This is a genomic window from Paenibacillus sp. Leaf72 (assembly GCF_001422685.1).
Classification (GTDB): Bacteria; Bacillota; Bacilli; order Paenibacillales; family Paenibacillaceae; genus Pristimantibacillus.
The window spans coordinates 395432-414467 of sequence record NZ_LMLV01000031.1 but is presented as its reverse complement, the minus strand read 5'-3'; the positions used below and the strand labels follow the sequence as shown (position 1 = coordinate 414467).

Annotated in this window: 13 protein-coding genes; 11 read left to right on the top strand and 2 right to left on the bottom strand. The window is 48.1% G+C overall.

Features of this window, described 5'->3' with window-relative positions; genetic code table 11:
• Window positions 1-11 precede the first annotated feature (11 nt).
• A complete protein-coding gene (locus ASF12_RS25200; protein ID WP_056040736.1) occupies window positions 12-1046 on the top strand; it encodes a glycoside hydrolase family 88/105 protein in 1035 nt (344 codons plus the stop codon).
• 89 nt (window positions 1047-1135) lie between these two features.
• Here ASF12_RS25200 and ASF12_RS25195 read toward each other — a convergent pair whose 3' ends face one another.
• Window positions 1136-2389: an MFS transporter gene (locus ASF12_RS25195; protein ID WP_056040734.1), complete on the bottom strand. Its 1254-nt coding sequence runs from the start codon at window positions 2387-2389 to the stop codon at window positions 1136-1138.
• Between the two features lie 258 nt (window positions 2390-2647).
• Between ASF12_RS25195 and ASF12_RS25190 the strand changes: the two genes are divergently transcribed.
• The 5 genes from ASF12_RS25190 (at window position 2648) to ASF12_RS25170 (ending at window position 9166) form a co-directional block, all read left to right on the top strand.
• Window positions 2648-4084 (top strand): M14 family metallopeptidase, encoded by a 1437-nt coding sequence (locus ASF12_RS25190; protein WP_056040732.1) that lies wholly within the window; start codon window positions 2648-2650, stop codon window positions 4082-4084.
• A gap of 364 nt (window positions 4085-4448) precedes the next feature.
• On the top strand, window positions 4449-6005 hold the full coding sequence (locus tag ASF12_RS25185; RefSeq protein ID WP_056040730.1) for an extracellular solute-binding protein: 1557 nt from the start codon (window positions 4449-4451) through the stop codon (window positions 6003-6005).
• A 97-nt stretch (window positions 6006-6102) separates the two neighbouring features.
• Entirely contained in the window at window positions 6103-7014 is a 912-nt protein-coding gene (locus ASF12_RS25180) for an ABC transporter permease (RefSeq protein WP_235533279.1), read from the top strand.
• Between the two features lie 47 nt (window positions 7015-7061).
• Window positions 7062-7943 carry a carbohydrate ABC transporter permease gene (locus ASF12_RS25175; RefSeq protein ID WP_056040726.1) on the top strand — a complete coding sequence of 294 codons (882 nt, stop codon included), beginning with the start codon at window positions 7062-7064 and terminating at the stop codon, window positions 7941-7943.
• A gap of 77 nt (window positions 7944-8020) precedes the next feature.
• A complete protein-coding gene (locus tag ASF12_RS25170; RefSeq protein ID WP_056040723.1) occupies window positions 8021-9166 on the top strand; it encodes a glycoside hydrolase family 88/105 protein in 1146 nt (381 codons plus the stop codon).
• 27 nt (window positions 9167-9193) lie between these two features.
• Here the strand turns inward: ASF12_RS25170 and ASF12_RS25165 are convergent, their stop codons facing one another.
• Window positions 9194-11494, bottom strand: a complete 2301-nt coding sequence (locus ASF12_RS25165) for a helix-turn-helix domain-containing protein (RefSeq protein WP_081419027.1) — start codon at window positions 11492-11494, stop codon at window positions 9194-9196.
• Window positions 11495-11664: 170 nt separating this feature from the next.
• On the opposite strand from ASF12_RS25165, the gene ASF12_RS25160 reads away from it, so the two are divergent.
• From ASF12_RS25160 to ASF12_RS25140, 5 genes are all read left to right on the top strand, one after another.
• Window positions 11665-13104 carry an extracellular solute-binding protein gene (locus ASF12_RS25160; protein ID WP_081419040.1) on the top strand — a complete coding sequence of 480 codons (1440 nt, stop codon included), beginning with the start codon at window positions 11665-11667 and terminating at the stop codon, window positions 13102-13104.
• A 159-nt stretch (window positions 13105-13263) separates the two neighbouring features.
• A complete protein-coding gene (locus ASF12_RS25155) occupies window positions 13264-14901 on the top strand; it encodes a serine/threonine protein kinase (RefSeq protein ID WP_056040719.1) in 1638 nt (545 codons plus the stop codon).
• Window positions 14902-15165: 264 nt separating this feature from the next.
• Complete coding sequence (locus tag ASF12_RS25150; RefSeq protein WP_056040717.1) at window positions 15166-16722, top strand: ABC-F family ATP-binding cassette domain-containing protein; 1557 nt, start codon at window positions 15166-15168, stop codon at window positions 16720-16722.
• Between the two features lie 259 nt (window positions 16723-16981).
• Window positions 16982-17680 carry a response regulator transcription factor gene (locus tag ASF12_RS25145; protein ID WP_046232574.1) on the top strand — a complete coding sequence of 233 codons (699 nt, stop codon included), beginning with the start codon at window positions 16982-16984 and terminating at the stop codon, window positions 17678-17680.
• The gene (locus ASF12_RS25140; protein ID WP_056040715.1) at window positions 17677-19032 is read left to right on the top strand and encodes a HAMP domain-containing sensor histidine kinase; all 1356 of its coding nucleotides are present in this window, start codon (window positions 17677-17679) and stop codon (window positions 19030-19032) included. The genes ASF12_RS25145 and ASF12_RS25140 overlap by 4 nt, the downstream gene beginning before the upstream one ends.
• The last annotated feature ends 4 nt before the right edge of the window (window positions 19033-19036 follow it).

Sequence of the window (19036 nt, the reverse complement as noted above, 5' to 3'; positions counted from 1 at the left end):
AGACGAGTGAAATGCCACAACTGCAATTTGATGAACAACATTTACGCGAAGTAATCGATAAAGTCGTAGACCGTACATTCCGCATGGATTTTGGCTGGGATTGGCCCGGCGGCGTTGCATTTTTCGGTGTATGCGAAGCTTATGAGGCAACGGGGAATGAAAAATACTTAACGCTGCTTAAAGAATGGGTGGACGAGAAGCTTGAGGATGATCTTCCTAAGCTGTCGGTTAACGGCGTATCGATTGGTCACGCTCTCATTACGTTATATAAGGCAACCGATGACCGCAAGTATTTAGATATTGCGATCAAAATGGCAGATTATTTGCAAAACGATGCGGTACGGTTTGCCGAAGGAATTTTCCAGCATACGGTTAATTCTGAAACGTACAATTTCCCTGAGCAGGCTTGGGTCGATACGATGATGATGGCGGGTTACTTCCTCATTCGCATGGGCGAGCTTCTGGGACGGGAAGACTATTTGGAGGACGGCTTGCTGCAATACCATGGTCATGAGCGTGTATTGCAAGACCCTGTCAGCAACTTGTATTATCATGGCTGGGATAATATTGCGCAAAACCATATGTCGAGCATTTTCTGGGCACGCGGCAATGGCTGGGCTGCGCTTACGATGGCCAAAGCGCTCCCGCTCATTGCCGTACAGCACCCATCCTTTATGATTATTGAAGGGTCGCTGCGCGATCAGGCCGCTACGCTGGTGCGCCTGCAATCAGAGAAGGGACTCTGGCATACGATTGTGACCGATCCCACTTCCTATGAGGAAACTTCCGGTTCGGCAGGCATCGCAGCAGGCTTGTTCACTTTCGGGTCGCTGTACAATAAATATATCCAGAAGTCGATCGACGGCATTTTGGAGCAAATTACCGAAGATGGCGCTGTACAAGGCGTTTCGGCAGGAACGGCTGTTATGAATGATGCGGAAGGCTATAAAGGAGTATCCTACAAACGGATTCAAGGCTGGGGCCAGGGGCTAACACTCGCTTTCCTGGCTGCGGTGCTGCAATCGAAAAAACGCGAGTTTTCGTAGGAGACAGCCTGTGCGATAGCTGGACAAAAAAATGCAGTAAAAACGCTTCTCCACTTAAGGTGGGGAGGCGTTTTTTACTGCATGCTTATTTACTCAGTCAAAGCCTTCTCTGCTGCAGGAGCAATGCCGCTCTGCAACTTAAACAGTGGAAGGAGTATAGCTACACCTAGTAGGAAAAATAAACCTGCAATGATGTACATAGGCACGAGTGAAATCGCATTTTTCATCAAGCCCGACAACATCATCGTGACGACCATCGAGCCCATGAACATAGGTGTTAAGATGCCATTTACGCGACCGATAAACGATTCCTTCGTGTTTTGCAAAATTAAAGTGTTAATTCCGATTTGGATGCAAGGTAAAGCTAAACCGCTTATAAATTGAAGGCTAAGCGTGAACCAATAATCCTTCGAAAATCCCATTCCGATCATCGCGATACTATCGATTGTCATGCCAAGCGCTATTAGCTTCTGCGGCGATAGTTTACTGGAGAAGCTCATCGCAAGCACGCCGCCGATAATCATGGCTATCCCATTTACTAATAGAAACCACTGCAAATAATCCTCCGGTTTCCCAAGCCGCTCTGTAATAAGGAAGATACCCATTGGCTGAATTAAGCCAAGACCAAGCCCAGCAGCAATGAAGCCGCCGCCAAGTGTACGCAGTATTTTACTGGACCATACGTAGCGAAAGCCCGCTTTAATGTCTTCTAGCACGCGGGATTGCTGCTGCTGCTCTCCAGCATCATCTCGATCACGAGGCAGGAAAGCTAGCGAAACAGCAGATAACAGAAAGGCTGCGCCCATTACGCCAATGGCCGTCTCGATGCCATAGCTTTGGTAAACAAACGTACCAACGACGGGGCCGAATATCATAAAGACGGCGAACAGTGTCTGATAAAGCGACATACCCGTCTGGACTAGATGTTCGGGTACATGCAGCTTGAACAGCTTCATGCCAGCAGGCTGAGAAAATTGCGACAAAATAGCTGAAATTAAGGTGGCAAAAAAGACGGCATGCCAAGTTCCATTTTCCATGGCGAATAATACGGCCAAAATGGATACGGCGCTTAACAGGTCGCACCACACCATCGTCTTCTTCGGCCTCCAGCGGTCGGCGAACGTCCCGCCAATAAACGAAAATACGAAGATTGGCGCGAACTCCGCAACGGATATGAGCGATACGGCGAATGCATCATCATTAGTCATTTTTTTTACATAAAGCAGAACCGCGATATTTCGTACCCAGATGCCGATTTGCAAAAATAAAGTGGACATCAATATTGCTTGTACAAATCGATTGCTTAACAGCGATAATGCTGAAGCAGGTTGATTGGCTGTCATCCTTTTCACCTATCCTTTTTCACTTTTTAAGCAGCGTTGTATTCAATGGAAATTTTACAGGACATTCCAATGTGAAAAAAGGCTCCCTAGAACGAAAGTGTACTCCGCCTTAAGACGGATAAATGGGAGCTTCTGGCATCTAAACGGTATATCCATTACTATATTATTTTGTATTTCTAGCAGGTAAATATAGTATTTTTGTCGAAATTTCATGGATGTTGTTGAAATCTATCGAATACAGACAAGGGGCTTGTTTACATGCATTTGTTTTTGAGAAAAAGGACGTTATTATGGCTGCTTATTTTGGCGATTGTGCTGCCTACTCTAGTTGCAGCGAGTGGAGGGGGCTCCAAGCAAGCGATTATAAATCCAAAACAGCTCTACAGCTATGAAATAATGACGCGTGATATAAAGAAGCTCGATGAAGCTTATCCTGAGCTGATCCGTTATCGGAGCCTCGGAAAAAGTGAATATGGGCGCGAGCTGTGGGTAATGGAAATTGGCAATGGGCCTGTTAATGTATTGCTGAATGCATCCCATCATGCAAGGGAATGGATGACGACCATTACGGTCATGAATATGGCGGAAACGATGGCTGCAAGCGCAGCTAAGCAGGGAGTGTGGAAGCAGCTTAATACGGCTGATTTATTCGATCACATCACGTTTCACATTGTGCCTATGGTTAATCCCGATGGCGTAACCCTCCAACAAAAAGGGCTAGCTGCTTTTCCGCAGCAAAATCATGCCGAATTAATCAAAATGAACAAAAATAGCCGGGATTTCAAGCGCTGGAAAGCTAATGGCAAAGGTGTCGATTTGAACAGGCAGTATCCCGCCGATTGGGACACGATACGCCAAGCCGAATATGCGCCTTCCTATAAAAATTATAAAGGCAAAAAGCCGCTGGAAGCGAAAGAAGCCCAGCTTATGTACAATTTCACCAAACAAATAAAGCCGGAAATCGCAATATCCTATCACTCGTCCGGTGAAATCATATTTTGGAATTTTAAGACGAAAGCATCTAATTTGCCAAGAGACCGGGCATTTGTCCAAGCTTACGCAGCCATGACGGGCTATCGGGCGGTAGCTCCAGAAGCTAATCCTTCGGGGGGCGGTTTTACCGATTGGTTTATTACCGAGTTCGGCAAACCGGCCCTTACGCCAGAAATAGCTCCTGCTGTAGGGGAGACGAATGTACCGCTTAGCTACTGGGATCGGATCTGGAAGCAGCACAAGGACACGATGTGGCTTATTGGGACGACGGCTTACGAGCAAGCGATGCTGACAGAAAAAGCAAAAAAAGCGTCTGCCACCATTGAGCTGACCTCGCCAGCGACATCTTATCGTTATCCGGTTCTGAACCGAGAAACAGCTAGCAGCGTAAAATCAGGTGTCTATAAGGTGACGAGGGAAAAAGGAAGCTGGTATGAGATCCAAATAAGCGGGCAAGGGAGCAGATGGATAGCTAAAAGCGTGGCGAATCCGTGGAGCAAGCCTGTTCCGACTCCAACAACAACCCCTATTGTGACTCCGCCTTCACCTAGCCTGGCGGCACCGATTGCGTCGGAGCCATCAGCAGAGCAGGCGTCGACTGCTCCTTCAGCAACTGAAATTCCAATAGTGGAGGGGGCGCCGGTGGAAGATTCGGGATCGAGCGTGATTCCAACACCGATTCCAGCCCCCAGCTCAACTTGAAACTAAAACCATTCAAGGTGAAACGGCTGTCGCCGTCCTCTGGCGGCGCGGCGCGTTTCATTTCGAGAAATATAGAGTGAGGATAGAAAAATTATATACTTTCTTATATTTTTAGAAAGCATGCAGAGAGCGAATGAGCAACACCCTGCATGCTTTTTTGCTGCGCTTTTTTTGGCGGGAAAAGGACCGGATTGGGGGTATAACCGCTATAATCCTTAGCTCACATTTGGCTGTAACCCTTGCGCCACAAGGGATTGCGCCACAACATATGGCGTGGTGATTATAGGCAAACCGCCCCAGCGGAGTTTACGATAAAAGGGTAACAAGCGCACCTAAATGAATTCCAAATTCGGGAGGTCAAAGCATGAGAAAGAAACAAGCGGCAACAACATTTCGCGTCTTATGTACAACGACATTAGCAGGCTGCATTTTGGCAGGCTGTGCATCAGGCTCAGGCGTGAACGAGGGAAGCGCAACTTCAGGCACCAATCAAGGAGGCGCACCTACGAGCGAAACACAAGCTCCTTTTAAACTGACAATAATGACAAACTTGCATACACCGGAGGTTCCTACGGATGCCATTGAGAAAATGCTAGAGGAAAAAACGAACACGGATTTGACGATTAACTGGGTGCCAGACGGCAGCTATGAAGAAAAACTAAACTCGTCATTTGCAACCGGTTCCTTGCCTCAGGCCGTATACATGAAAAATCAGACGACCTACATTTTATTCCGCGACGCCATTCGCAACAATCAATTTTGGGAAATTGGCCCATTCATTAAGGACTACCCGAATTTAAGCAAGCTCGATGAGCTGGTTGTGAAAAATACAGCGGTAGACGGCAAAACGTATGCCATCTATCAAGAGCGTCCGCTATCGCGCCAAGGCATTATTTTCCGCAAAGACTGGGCGGATAAGCTAGGGCTCGCTGCACCAAAAACGACAGATGAGCTTTACAATATGCTGAAGCAGTTTAAGGAAGGCGATCCGGACGGCAACGGCAAGGCCGACACGATGGGTCTGACCGACCGCAGCGATTTGGTGTATGGCGCATTTAAGACGGTCGCCTCATATTTTGGCACACCGAACAACTGGGGCTTGGCAGATGGCAAGCTGCAGCCGGAATTTATGTTCCCGCAGTATAAAGAAACGATGGATTTCTTCAAGAAGCTGTATGACGAAGGCCTAATCAATAAAGATTTCCCGGTTACGAGCAAGGAAGATCAGCAAAATCTGGTCATCACAGGAAAAGCGGGCATGTACATTGGCTCGATGGCGGATGTGCAAAGCTTGCATCAAAAAACCGTCGAAATTAATCCAAATGCCCTTTACGATGTAGCGAACCACATTAGCGGACCGGACGGCAATGCGGGCATTTGGTCGATTCCAGGTTATGGAAACCTAGTATTGTTCCCGAAATCGTCCGTTAAATCGGAAGAAGAGCTGAAAAGCATCCTGGCTTTCTTTGACAAGCTGATGGAGCCAGAGCTGGCTAACCTTGTGAAATGGGGAGTTCCAGACAAGCATTACACTATTGTTGAAGGCGGCTTAGTCCAAAAAATCGAAGATACGAAGATGACAGACCGCGAGCAAAAGCCATATGAAATTTTGCAAGTGGGCGGCGAAAGCACGATTGATATGCTGCGTGCCTACAATAAGCTTCCAGCTAAAGCAAAAGCTGAAGAACTTATTATCGAAAACAACAGCATGCTGATTAACGATCCAACAGCAGCGCTTGATTCCAAAACATTTGGCTTGAAGGGCGTAGAGCTTCAGCAAATTATTAACGATGCGACATACCGCTATATTTTGGGCAATCTGGACGCGGCAGGATTTGATGGTGAAATCGAGCGTTGGAAAAAAGGCGGCGGCGAGAGCATCATCACGGAATACAATGAATCTTTGGCTAAATCGCAATAGGGCAGTAGGAATAGAACTCCTGTAAAAACAGGGAACCGAAAGGATGTTTCACATGAGCAGCAACTCAGCTTCGGCAGTAGCAGCCGTTAAGCCGGACATGAAGAAGCATGACCTTCGCCGGCGCATAATGAAAAACAAAGCCATCTATCTCATGATTTTGCCGGGACTGCTGTATTTTGTCTTATTCAAATATTTCCCCATGTGGGGGCTTGTGATCTCCTTCCAGGAATACCGTCCATACGACGGTATTCTCGGAAGTGATTGGGTAGGCTTCAAGCATTATCAGCGCTTGTTTACCGAGCCGATGTTTTGGACGATTTTTCGCAATACGATCATCTTGTTTCTGATGAATTTAATTTTCTTTTTTCCCGTCCCTATCATACTCGCGATTTTGTTAAATGAAGTAAGGCTGCAAGCCTTCAAGCGTTTTGTACAAACGATTGTGTACATTCCGCATTTTATGTCCTGGGTTATCATCGTATCGATTTCCTTCGTCATGGTCACGATGGATGGCGGGATGATCAATGAGGGCCTTGATGCGATGGGCATGCAGAAAATCAACTTTCTGCTAAGCGATGAATGGTTCCGGCCCATGTACATTGTGCAGGTCATCTGGCGTGAAGCAGGCTGGGGAACGATTGTGTACCTGGCGGCCATCGCGGCCATCGATCCGCAGCTGTACGAGGCATCGCGGATGGACGGTGCCAACCGTTTCCGCCAAATTTGGCATATTACATTGCCGTCGATCCGCAGCGTTATTGTAATCCTGCTCATTTTGAAAATTGGCGACGTGCTGGAGCTAGGATTTGAGCATGTGTATTTGCTGCTTAACGCAATGAACCGGAATGTGGCGGAAATCTTTGATACGTATGTGTATACAGCAGGGCTTAAACAGGGGCAGTTCAGCTATAGCACCGCGGTAGGCTTCTTCAAATCCTTCGTCGGTTTGGTATTGGTAATGTCTGCGAACTGGCTGGCCAAAAAATTCGGCGAAGAGGGCGTTTATTAAGCTCCACGTTTGCCGCCGAAGCAACATCTTGAGGAGGAAAGGCTATTATGGTGCATGACAAAACGATTGGCGGCCGCCTATTTGATGGCGCTGTCTATGTAATATTATTTTTAGTTGCGTTAGTGACGATTCTTCCTTTCCTGCATATTATTGCCGGATCGCTAACGACGGTTGATGAGCTGGCGCAAAAGCGATTCGTCCTGTTTCCAACGAAAATTAGTTGGGATGCGTACACCTATATTTTCTCAACCAATACCATTTTTCGCAGTATGCTGGTTTCGATTGGAGTTACTGGTTTTGGTACGCTGTTCAGCATGATACTTACATCATTGATGGCCTATGGCTTGTCAAGACGTGATCTGGTTGGTCGCAAGCAGCTGATGTTTATGATTGTGTTTACGATGCTGTTCAGCGGCGGGATGATTCCGACCTTCATCGTCGTGAAGTCGCTAGGCATGATCGACAGTTATGCAGCGCTAATTGTGCCAACGGCGATTAATGCGTTTAACCTGATTATTTTGCGCAGCTTCTTTCAAAATTTGCCGGATGGTCTTGAGGAGTCGGCAAAAATCGATGGCTGCACAGATTGGGGCATTTTATTCCGCATTGTCATTCCGCTCTCCATGCCGGCAATTGCAACGATTTCCCTCTTTTATGCCGTGACGTATTGGAATACGTATTTGCCGGCGATTTTGTACATTGATAGTGCTGAAAAATGGCCGATTCAAGTATTGCTGCGGCAAATTGTTATTTTGGCAAGCGGCTTGACGGCGGATTCTTCGGGCTTCTCGGGTGATTTCGTTACGCCTCCAGATCAGACGATCAAAATGGCCGTCATCGTGGTAGCGACCGTTCCGGTACTGCTCGTATATCCATTTTTGCAAAAGTATTTTGATAAAGGCGCTTTACTGGGCTCGGTGAAGGGGTAGTCTGCCTGCAGACACTTCCCTTCGGGGGTTCACAGTTTGTCATCCTTGTATCCTATATGAAGAGAGGTTGAAGTCAAATGAGTCTATCCACTTTAGCTGAAACGATGCGTGTACGCGATGCGTTAGCGCTGGAATGGGGCGTTGCCGCCTGCGATTCCTTAATGGCGAGATTTCCCCAAGCGCATGACTTGCCTCCAGCAAACCGCTGGCATTACCATCAAGGTGTGTTTTTGTATGGGATGCTCAAGGTATGGGAGCAAAATGGCGACGAGCGATATTTGCTTTATATTAAAAGCTACGCGGATGCCTTGATCGATCCATATGGGAATCTAGCTTTTGAACGCGGCGAGCTGGATGCGATAATGGCAGGGCTGATTTTGTTTACGCTGGACGAGCAGTTTGATGATCCACGGTATCGGCTGGCGGCAGATCGCCTGCTCGGACTGTTCGGAACGCTCAATCAGACGTCGGAGGGAGGCTTCTGGCATAAGGATAAATATCCTTATCAAATGTGGCTGGATGGCCTCTATATGGGCGGCGTATTTGCAATGATTTATGGTGCGAAATATGACAAGCCGGAGCTACTGGATATGGCGCTCAAGCAGGAGCGATTAATGAATCGGCATATGAAGGATACACGTACAGGATTGCTGTATCATGCGTGGGATGAGACGCGAAGCATGCCATGGGCTAACCCGATGACGGGATGCGCACCCGAGTTTTGGGGCCGGTCACTCGGCTGGTATGGGATGGCGCTTGTCGACTTTCTCGATGTAGTACCAGCTTCTCATCAAAGCAGAGCTGTCATCGAGCTGGAGGTTGCAGCGCTTGTTGAAGCGCTCGCCGAGTTCCAGGATGAAAAAAGCGGATTGTGGTATCAGATTGTCAATAAAGGCGAGCGTGAGGACAATTGGCTGGAAACCTCGTGCACAAGCCTCTTCCTATATACGATAGCGAAAGCGATCAAGCATGGCTGCATTCCGAAGGCTTACTCAGAGATTGCAGCAAAAGGCTATGAAGGTCTGCTCCGCACGCTGCGTTCTGATGAGGCGGGGCTAATTGTAACTGGCATCTGCATCGGAACATCGGCGGGAGATTATGACAACTATGTGACACGGCCAACAAGCGAGAACGATTTGCACGGTGTAGGTGCTTTCGTACTCGCTTGTGTAGAATTGGATGGCATACTCGGTTTGCAGTCTGCTCAAGCACAAAAGGAATAGGCACTTAGGCCGGGAAGCAGAAAGTAGTCACCCCGGCTGATGCAGCTCCCGGTATTTGCCGGGAGTTGTTCCTTCGAACTTGCGGAAGGAGCGAATGAAATTTTGCGGATTCGTATATTGCAGCCGTTCAGAAATTTCCTTGACCGATATGTTTGTATCCTGAAGGAGGCCAAGCGCAATGCGATGACGGTGAGCCGCCAAATATTCACTGAAGGAAGTACCTGTTTCCTTGCGGAATACGCTGCTCACATAGTTCGCATTGTAATGCATGCTGGCCGCGATGGCTTCCAGTGTAAGCTCCTGGTCATACTGCTGGTGAATCAAATGAATGATCTCTTCGGAAATATTTTTATACTGTGAATTGGTTCGCTCCTCAACGGATACGATAATCGGTTCCACAATGTTTTGAAGAAACCAGTTGCGAACTTCCTTCGGAGAGTGCGGCTGGAACAAATATTCAAACAAGGAAGAATGGTCGCCAAGCTCCATCTCGTGAATGCCAAGCGACTGGGACAGATGAATCAAATCAATTAACAGCCGGGCAGTCGTCAGCTCAAAATCATGGGCGCTCAGTTGCTGCTTAAACACCGCTTCGAACAGCTCCGCCAGCGCTTCGTCGCTTTTGGCCCGATCTCCAAGCTTAATAGCATCATTCAGTTCGGTCTGCAGCCGTACCGGATAAGAGGTGTTGAAGCTCAGCTTCTGCGGCAGATCCCGATAAAACATCGCCGACGAGTCGCCAAACCGCTTTAAATGCTTATAAGCCTCCATACTTTCCTCGAGGGCAGTACCCGCTGATTTCAGCTTGTCATGGTAACCGCTAAAGCCGAAGCTGACGGACAGATTCAGCACTTCTTTTACGGTGTGCGCAATTTGCTCAGCAAGTGGAACCAATTGGGCAAAAAAGGCATCCTGATTATGCTCACGGTTCAGCAGCAGTGTATTTTGCGACTGCTCGTAGACGATAGGCGCCAGCCTGTCGCTCGCATCAACCAATTCCTCCACAATATTATTCACGGCGAACAGCAGCAAATCCGTATCGCCCTTCGAATAGCTCGTCCCTTCAAAAAAATCAATGCGCAGCGTCATAACAGCATATCCTTTAAATGACGTAGGGAAAGCCAGCGTCTTAAGCCGTTCTTCAATGCTCCGACTGTTGCTTTTTCCTTGGTAGAGCTCCATCATAAACAACGTGCGCAAGCTGTCAATCTGATTGTTCATCGTGCTTTCCAGCTCGCTTTTCTCGCGAATAACATGCCGGATTTGATCCGCAATATAGACGAAGCCGTCGCGGCTTGGTTTATCATGCTTGGACGGAAACAGCTGGAAGACGCTCACAAACAGCTGTTCAATCGGCTTGTACAAGCGTTGGGAGCCGAACCACGTCACTAGCAGCGTTATGGCAAGCAGCGTTAGGCAAATAATTACAGTAAACCAGCCAATGGCACGGGATTGCTTTGACAACGCATGGAGCGATGTAATGGAAGCGTACGTCCAGCCATTATAATCAGACTTGCGGTAAGATACCGTATAGTCTGTCCCTTCGAGCTGCGTATCAAATTGGGCAAAGGCTAAGTCCGATTCGGCAATATCCTGATAAAGCGCGGCAAATAAGCCATCAGACGGCAGCAGCTCTTCATTTTGCCCAAACAGCAGCTCGCCTCTATCATTAAATACGAGTACGGCCTCGCTATTTTTGTCAAAGGAAAGCAGCTCGTTCAAATAACAGGAAGGGATCGTCGATACCGCAAGCCCATTTTTGGTTGAAGCCGTCAGCGGCAGCTTCTTTACGAGGCTGATGCCGTATGTACAACGACTGGAAGATTGCCCTAGCAGCACGGTATTGCTGACAGGCTCCGTAATCCATTGCGAATCGAAAGGAAGCTCCTTATATTGAAGCAGCCTGTCTTTTTTGTCCAAATCACTCAGCCGGTATAAGCCGGAGTTGTCAATATACCAATTTTCAAGAGTGCTTAACAAAATAATATTTTCAATTCCTGTATCAAATGTCTGTAAATGGTTGACTTCTTGCTTGATTTGGTTAAATAATTGAAATTGTTCCACATTAAGCGGTTCCAAAATGGCTGACTTCAAAAAAGATGAATTGACGAAATATGTCATGGAATGGTCTACGGTGCGCATGACCTGTTCCACATTCATTTGCATCTGCTCCAGCTGTAACAGTTTGGATGCGTTTACATTCTGTTGAATGGTGTCGGAGGATTTCATGTAGGAGAATAGTCCAACAATAATGACTGGCAACGAACTGATTAGAAAGCCGAACAGCAAAATGCGCAAAAAATACCGATTAGGTGGGGCTGCCATCATATCTCCTCCAAAACTATTGCGAGCCACTCGCTGCACGGCTTCGCAAACTATAATTACTAGGGTATTATACCAGAAAGTGGGTCATGTTGCCTATGAATTTTGTGAAGAGACAGATTCATCGCTGCGCGAAATCGGTTTTAACGGCGTTAGCATTCGGAGCAGCTTTGCTTATGGCATCCTGCCAACTGCTCGATGAGAGCGGGAGCGCCCTGACCATGGAAGCGCCGCTTGCTTTAACTTGGACGGCCGTTCAGTACACAACGAGCCCCCCGTCTGATGTCGTGCTGGGCCATATTGAGGAAGCGACCAACACGAAGCTGTCCATTATATGGGTTCCTGATGCGATGAAGGAGGACAAGCTGAATATTGCGCTAGCCTCAGATGCGTTGACAAAAATCGTCACGATTCAGGACATTCGCAATTCTGCTTTTTTGAGTGCGGTTCGTGCCGGGACTTTTTGGGAAATCGGCCCCTATTTATCGCAATTTTCAAATCTGAACGCGATGGACAAAACCATTTTGCAAAATACATCAATCGATAACAAAATATATGGCATTTATCGTGAGCGAGACTTGTCCCGGCAAGGCATTATTTACCGCAAGGACTGGCTCGACAAGCTGCATCTGGAGACGCCGACGGATCTGGAAAGCCTATATAAAGTAATGGAGGCATTCACGAAAAATGATCCTGATGGCAATGGCATAAATGATACCTATGGCCTAACGGATCGCAACGATTTGAAGTTTGGCGCTTTTCAAACGCTGGCCTCGTATTTTGGCGCGCCAAATGAGTGGGGCTGGATGGAGGGAAGTCTGCAGCCGGCATTTATGTTCAGCGCATACAAGGATACGATGAAATTTATGCGGAAGCTGTATGAGGAAAAATTGATGAATGAGCAGTTCGCAGTCACTAGCAAACAGCAGCAATGGGAGGAATTTACGGAGGGGCGTGCGGGCGTTTATATCGGCAATATGGATGATGCCCGAAATTTATATAAGGCGCTCATTCAGCGCAACCCGAAGGCTGAGCTTGATTTGCTGAACCGGATCAACGGGCCTGACGGCAAGCCGCATGTATGGTCACAGGCGGGGCATAACGGCATATTCGTATTCCCAAAATCGCAGGTGAAAAGCGAGGCTGAGCTGCTGCGTATTCTTGCCTTTTTTAATCGGCTTGCTGATCCAGAGCTTATTTATATGCTGAATTATGGCGTTGAAGGCATTCACTACAAGCTGGAGAATGGGGATATGGTTGAGCTGCTCTCCAATGAAAGCGAGCGATGGGAGCAGGAGGTGCGGCCGCTTATTTCGCTGATGGGGGTAAGGGCGCTTGCTATTCGGCCTCAGGGTGATCCGCTTAGGGAAAAAAGCGACCGTTTGACAGAGGAAAATCGCAGCTTTCTCGTTATTAACCCTGCAGCCTCGCTTGATTCTCCTACTGCTAACGAGCGTGGCGGCGAACTGAATATTATTATTCAAAACGCGACTAATTCCTTCATTCTTGGCTTGCTTGACGAGCAAGGCTTCAACAAGGAAGTACAGCGGTGGAAGCTGCTTGGCGGCGATCAGATTATTCAGGAGCTTAATGCGGGATATGCAGGAAGATCGTAATATTTGCTTAGTGAATAATGCTCAAATAGTCATTCATTTTTTTATGTTTGCATGTTATAATAGGCGTTAAAACTTAGGGAAAGCATCCCGGCTGTAAGACGAACGCCATTCGTCTGTCCAGCCGGGATTTTTTGCATTCATACGGAAAGGGTGGGATGAATGGGAGGAAGCGGAGCGGAGGTTGAACTCCCGCTTTGGGAGACGGGTTCAATAATAGCGGATCGCTATGCAATTATCTCAGTGCTCGGCAAGGGTGGAATGGGCATCGTATATGCGGTGGAAGATCGAAAGCTGCAAGGCAAGCTGCGGGCCATTAAAATTACGCCTATATCTATAGAGGAGGAGGCGGGCGGGACTCATTCGTTTAACGCAGAGGCAGCCATGCTGGTGCGGTTAAATCATCCGAATCTCCCTCATATAGTGGATGCGTTTCCGATACATAAACAATCTGTCTATGCAGTTGTGATGGACTTCATTCATGGAGAAACGCTTGCAGCACAGTTTCAAAAACGACAGCTCCAAATAACACTGTTAGAGGTGACCCAGCTTGGACTTCAGTTGTGTTCGGCACTTAACTATCTGCACCGTCAAACGCCGCAAATGGTTCACCGGGATTTAAAACCGTCTAATGTCATGATAGAGGATGGGAGCGGACATTTGCGCCTGATTGATTTTGGCATTGCAAGGCAGGTTAAGGCAAATGGCGGACAAGATACCGCAAAGCTTGGAACGCCGGGCTTTGCCGCTCCCGAACAGTACCAGGGCAGCGGCCGAAGCGATCCCCGAACCGATGTATATGGGCTTGGCGCACTGCTCTATTATTTGGCGAGCGGGGGCGAGTACTATGAGCCCGTACCCGTTGTTCCACGCCTAGAGCCTCATTTCAAGTGGAAGGGGCGAATGAAGACAGAGGGCTCTGCCATGCTGGCTCATGTGCTTAGCCGGATGCTCGCCTATCGGCTTGAGGAGCGCATCGCAAATATGGAGCAAGTAGAGCGCGAACTGCTGGCTATCGTTCAACTGAGTGGCGATCATGTCCGTCTGTCATCGGGCTTCCCAGGCAGGCAAGGTCACATTAGCGCGGCAAATGGAATAACGATTGGCGTATGGCCATTGTCACCCGGAGCGGGGGCAACCTTTGCAGCTATTACATTAGCCAAGTTGCTTGGTCAAGGGGGATTGAGCTGTCTTGCAGCTGAATTTCCAAGTAATCGGCCGGAATGGCATGCGCTCCTGCCCTCCCAATATGCGAGTGGAAGGCAGGTCTTCCATCATTATTGGACTTGGCAGGAAGGCGTTATTCAATGGCTTGCCCAAAAACCTGCCCAAATAGAGCAAGAAACGTTCGACTTGGAAAAATGGGAGCTTTATTTGCATCAGCGGCATTATGATGTGAAAATTGTCGATGTTTCCAGCTTCAATGAGCCGGCAGCAGGCGAGTGGTTAACTCGGTGCCAGCTGGTCTGTATAGTCGCCGATCCTTTTCCGGCAAAATGGCAGCAGCCACAGCTGCGCCGCCTTCAAACGCTTCAGCAGAAGCTGAATGCTCAGGAAGGTCGTCTCGTATGGCTGGCGAATAAGGATAACCGCTTCGTGGAGCGGGAGCAATGGCTGCAATTACTGCCGGAGCGGCCACTAGCAGCGCTGCCTATGCTGCCAGCAGCTGAATGGCTTAAAGTGCTTTGGAGCGGCAAATGGGTGACGGAGGACAAACGGCTTTGCATGCCTGTAAAGCAGTCATTTGATCCGCTGCTTGTGTTAATTAGCCGAATGCTGAATAAGGGGAAAGGGAAATGAGGATGCCGAAGATGCTAGACAGTACCCTTCAAGAGACAAAATCCGCATTGATTTTTACACAATAGCGCAGCTCTTGTGGTACAATAGGTCGGGCATAAACATATATAAGCTTAAAAACGACAAGTATTGCGTACCGACACGAAGACCGAATAGGCTAGGTGTTGCGGGCGTTTTCATACGATGAGGCTTTGTTTGTCATACACCCAACACAGGAATGGAGCAAATCCTCGCGATAAACAAGTGCATGAATGGAGCTAAGTAGAAATGAGTTTATTAACAGTAGAGCAACTATCCCATACGTTTGGCGACCGCGTTTTGTTCAAAAACGTATCGTTCCGCCTGTTGGCTGGCGAGCATGTTGGCCTTGTAGGCGCTAACGGAACGGGAAAATCGACAATGATGAACATTTTGACCGGAAAGCTGCTGAAGGATGAAGGCAAAGTAGAATGGACACCACGCGTGCGCTATGGCTATCTAGATCAGCACACGAAATTAACGCCAGGCAAGACGATTCGCGATGTGCTGAAGGATGCATTTTCACCGATGCTGCTGCTGGAGCAGGAGCTGAATGATATTGCGCTGCAAATGGGCGATGCCGATCCGGATACGCTGGAGCAGCTGCTCGAGCGGATGGGCGAAATTCAGGAAGAGCTGGAAATTGGCGATTTCTATTTAATCGATGTCAAGGTCGATGAGATGGCGAATGGGCTAGGACTGAATGCGGTTGGGCTTGAACGCGACGTAACGGCTTTGAGCGGCGGACAGCGGACGAAAGTTTTGCTTGCCAAGCTGCTTCTAGAGAAGCCGACCGTCTTATTGCTCGATGAGCCTACGAACTATTTGGATGAAGAGCATATTAATTGGCTCACGAACTATCTGAAGTCGTACCCTTATGCGTTCGTCCTGATTTCCCATGATACGGGCTTTATGAACCAAGTGGTAGATATCATTTACCATCTGGAGTTTGCCAAGCTGACGCGTTATTCTGCCAACTATGAGAAATTCCTTGAGATGGCAGATATGAACAAAGCCCAGCATATTGATGCCTACGAGAAGCAGAAGGATTTTATCAAGAAGCAGGAAGACTTTATTTCGCGAAATAAAGCGCGTGCTTCGACTTCTGGACGGGCGAAGAGCCGTGAGAAGCAGCTTGACCGGATCGATCGTATTGACAAGCCGGAGGAAGCGGCTAAGCCGACCTTTGGTTTTAAAGAGGCCCGTACTAGCGGTAAAACGGTATTCGAGGCGGACGGTTTGTCCATTGGCTATAATAAGCCGCTGCTGCCTAAGATGAACATGCTCATTGAGCGCGGTGACAAAATTGCCATCGTAGGCTGCAATGGTGTGGGCAAATCAACGCTGCTCAAAACGATTCTTGGCGTTGTTCCGGCGCTAGACGGTAAAGTTTATCGCGGGGATTATTTGCATCCGGCCTATTTCGAACAGGAAGCCAAGGCGCCTACGATGACGCCGCTGGATGATGTATGGAATGAATTTTCGCATATGACGCAAAGTGAAGTTCGTGGAGCTCTTGCCCGTTGCGGCTTGAAAAATGAGCATATTACGCGGGCGCTCAACCAATTGAGCGGTGGCGAGCAGGCGAAGGTTCGCCTTTGCAAGCTAATGCTGCGCGAAAGCAACTGGATTTTGTTCGATGAGCCAACGAACCATTTGGATGTCATTGCAAAAGCCGAGTTGAAGCGCGCGCTTAGCGTATTCAAAGGCACCGTCGTTCTCGTATCCCACGAACCTGATTTTTACGAGGATTGGGTTACGAAAACTTGGGATGTCGAAAGCTGGTCCATGCAAACCCAAAATTAATCGGGTTGCAGCCTGAAATATAGGAAAGGATATGATTTCGCCATACTTTCTCTATATTTCTCGGACTGAAGCGTGCCGCGCCGCCAGAGGACGGCTTTCGGCCGTTTCACCTTGATCGTAATAACGCTTGAAGAAAACAAGCAAGCCGGACTGCAAGCGGCAGTAGTCCGGCTTGCTTGCATTTCAATTGAATATTCCTTTATGATGAGTACAAAACGGGTCCATGCAGACTATTTGCTAAGGTAGGTGAACGCTTAAGATGAAAGAACGTGTCCTGGTAGTAGAAGATGAAGCAGGCATATCCCGCATTTTACAGCTTGAGCTTGAGCATGAAGGTTATACAGTAGGCACGGCTTTGGACGGACGGACAGGCTATGAAATGGCTTCGTCAGGGGAGTGGGAGCTTGTGCTGCTTGATGTCATGCTGCCGGAGCTTAACGGTATTGAGGTGCTGCGCCGTCTGAGACAGGCGGGCAATGCAGTTCCAGTCATTTTGCTCACAGCTAGAGATACCGTTCCCGATAAAGTAAGCGGCTTTGAGCATGGAGCTAACGATTATATTACGAAGCCGTTTGCGATGGAGGAGCTGCTGGCGCGCGTTCGCAATATTTTGCGCATATTCCAGCAAAATCCGCGTGAATCCGAAGGCTCGGATATGATTAAGGTAGGCGATTTGACGATTGAATTGCGTACGCGCAAAGTTTTCCGCAAAGATATTATAATCGAGCTGACGCCGCGAGAATTTGAATTGCTCGTTTATTTGGTTGAGAACAAAAATGAAGAGAAATCCCGTGAGGATATTCTCTCCGAAGTATGGGGATATGATTTTATCGGCGAGACGAATCTGGTCGATGTGTATATCCGTTACTTGCGGCAAAAGCTGGACAAGGGCTACCGCCACAAGCTTATTCATACCGTTCGGGGTGTTGGTTATATGGTCAAGGAGCCTGACGCATGACGCTGCGTAAACGATTTACGCTCTTCACGATTTTCTGGCTCATTTTTATATTGATTTTGTTTAACATTTTCGTTTATTTTTATGTCATTAAAATTACGACAGAAAGCGAAGAGCGCGTCATCGCGAACAAAGTCAATCTCATGCTGGAAAATCCGCAAATCCAAAGCGGCAAAGGGCTTAACAATTCGGATTTGCTTAGTGAATATTATAATGTGAATGAAATGATTCGCATTGTGCAGCCAGATAGCAAGGTCGTCAATATTACAGGCTCGGACCCTGTGCTGCTGGGGCTTCCAGCAGCTTTCGACAGCCAGCATGATACCGGAATGATTTCGAAGGGCGGCGAACGTATTTTGTATATGCGCGTTCCCCTATACGATGGGACCGAAATCGTCGGCATGCTGGAAATTAACAGAGTACTTAACGAGCTGGACAATTATTTGCAAATTTTAGTGGCCGCTCTCACGGTAACAAGTGCGGGTGCGATTTTGTTCGCGATATTTGGTACGTATTGGTTTACGTCCAGACTGACAGCGCCCATCCAGCAAATGGTCACGACGATGCGAGAAATCGACCGAAGCGGGAAGCTGCGGGTTATTGAGACGACCAGCCACGAGGAATCCGCGGAGCTGCAGCAGCTGATCCGAGCTTTCAATCAGATGATTGAGCGGCTCGATCGTACGTTCGAGAAGCAGAAGCAGTTCGTGGCAGACGCATCTCATGAGCTCAAAACGCCGCTGACGGTCATTTCCAGCTACGCCAATATGCTTAAGCGCTGGGGACGCGACGATGCCGCAGTGCGAGATGAAGCGATTGAAGCGATTGACCGAGAAGCGAAGCGGATGCAAAATTTGACCAAGTCCATGCTTACGCTTGCTGAAGCTGAGCAAGAGGATTGGCTGAAGCAGGAGCAGTTCGATGTCGTTCAGGCTATCGATGAGCTGGCAGGCATGCTGCAGACGACGTTTCATCGTCCGATTCGGATTAAAACAAGCTCGAAAATCATCAGAATGTATGGCGATAAAGAAAAAATTAAACAACTGTTCGTCATTTTGCTTGACAATGCCATAAAGTATAGTAAGGATTCGATTGATGTTTCGGTTAGCCAAGTGAAAACAATCGTCAAGATTGAGGTAAAGGATAGAGGCGTAGGCATTCCAGAGAGTGACCTGCCGCATTTGTTTGAACGTTTTTATCGGGTCGACGGTGCTAGAAGCCGTGCGACTGGCGGGGCTGGACTAGGTCTTTCCATTGCCAAACGAATTGTTGATTTGCATGATGGCAAGGTAGATGTATTCAGCCAGCAGGATATTGGCACGACGATTACATTGCAATTTAAACAACGAAAGTAACGGT

What these genes read in the sequence shown, in the direction of transcription:
- ASF12_RS25200 (WP_056040736.1), top strand. Translation starts at nt 12, where the DNA reads ATGCCACAACTGCAATTTGATGAACAACATTTACGCGAAGTAATCGAT.
- ASF12_RS25195 (WP_056040734.1), bottom strand. Translation starts at nt 2,389, where the DNA reads ATGACAGCCAATCAACCTGCTTCAGCATTATCGCTGTTAAGCAATCGA.
- ASF12_RS25190 (WP_056040732.1), top strand. Translation starts at nt 2,648, where the DNA reads ATGCATTTGTTTTTGAGAAAAAGGACGTTATTATGGCTGCTTATTTTG.
- ASF12_RS25185 (WP_056040730.1), top strand. Translation starts at nt 4,449, where the DNA reads ATGAGAAAGAAACAAGCGGCAACAACATTTCGCGTCTTATGTACAACG.
- ASF12_RS25180 (WP_235533279.1), top strand. Translation starts at nt 6,103, where the DNA reads ATGAAGAAGCATGACCTTCGCCGGCGCATAATGAAAAACAAAGCCATC.
- ASF12_RS25175 (WP_056040726.1), top strand. Translation starts at nt 7,062, where the DNA reads ATGGTGCATGACAAAACGATTGGCGGCCGCCTATTTGATGGCGCTGTC.
- ASF12_RS25170 (WP_056040723.1), top strand. Translation starts at nt 8,021, where the DNA reads ATGAGTCTATCCACTTTAGCTGAAACGATGCGTGTACGCGATGCGTTA.
- ASF12_RS25165 (WP_081419027.1), bottom strand. Translation starts at nt 11,494, where the DNA reads ATGATGGCAGCCCCACCTAATCGGTATTTTTTGCGCATTTTGCTGTTC.
- ASF12_RS25160 (WP_081419040.1), top strand. Translation starts at nt 11,665, where the DNA reads ATGGCATCCTGCCAACTGCTCGATGAGAGCGGGAGCGCCCTGACCATG.
- ASF12_RS25155 (WP_056040719.1), top strand. Translation starts at nt 13,264, where the DNA reads ATGGGAGGAAGCGGAGCGGAGGTTGAACTCCCGCTTTGGGAGACGGGT.
- ASF12_RS25150 (WP_056040717.1), top strand. Translation starts at nt 15,166, where the DNA reads ATGAGTTTATTAACAGTAGAGCAACTATCCCATACGTTTGGCGACCGC.
- ASF12_RS25145 (WP_046232574.1), top strand. Translation starts at nt 16,982, where the DNA reads ATGAAAGAACGTGTCCTGGTAGTAGAAGATGAAGCAGGCATATCCCGC.
- ASF12_RS25140 (WP_056040715.1), top strand. Translation starts at nt 17,677, where the DNA reads ATGACGCTGCGTAAACGATTTACGCTCTTCACGATTTTCTGGCTCATT.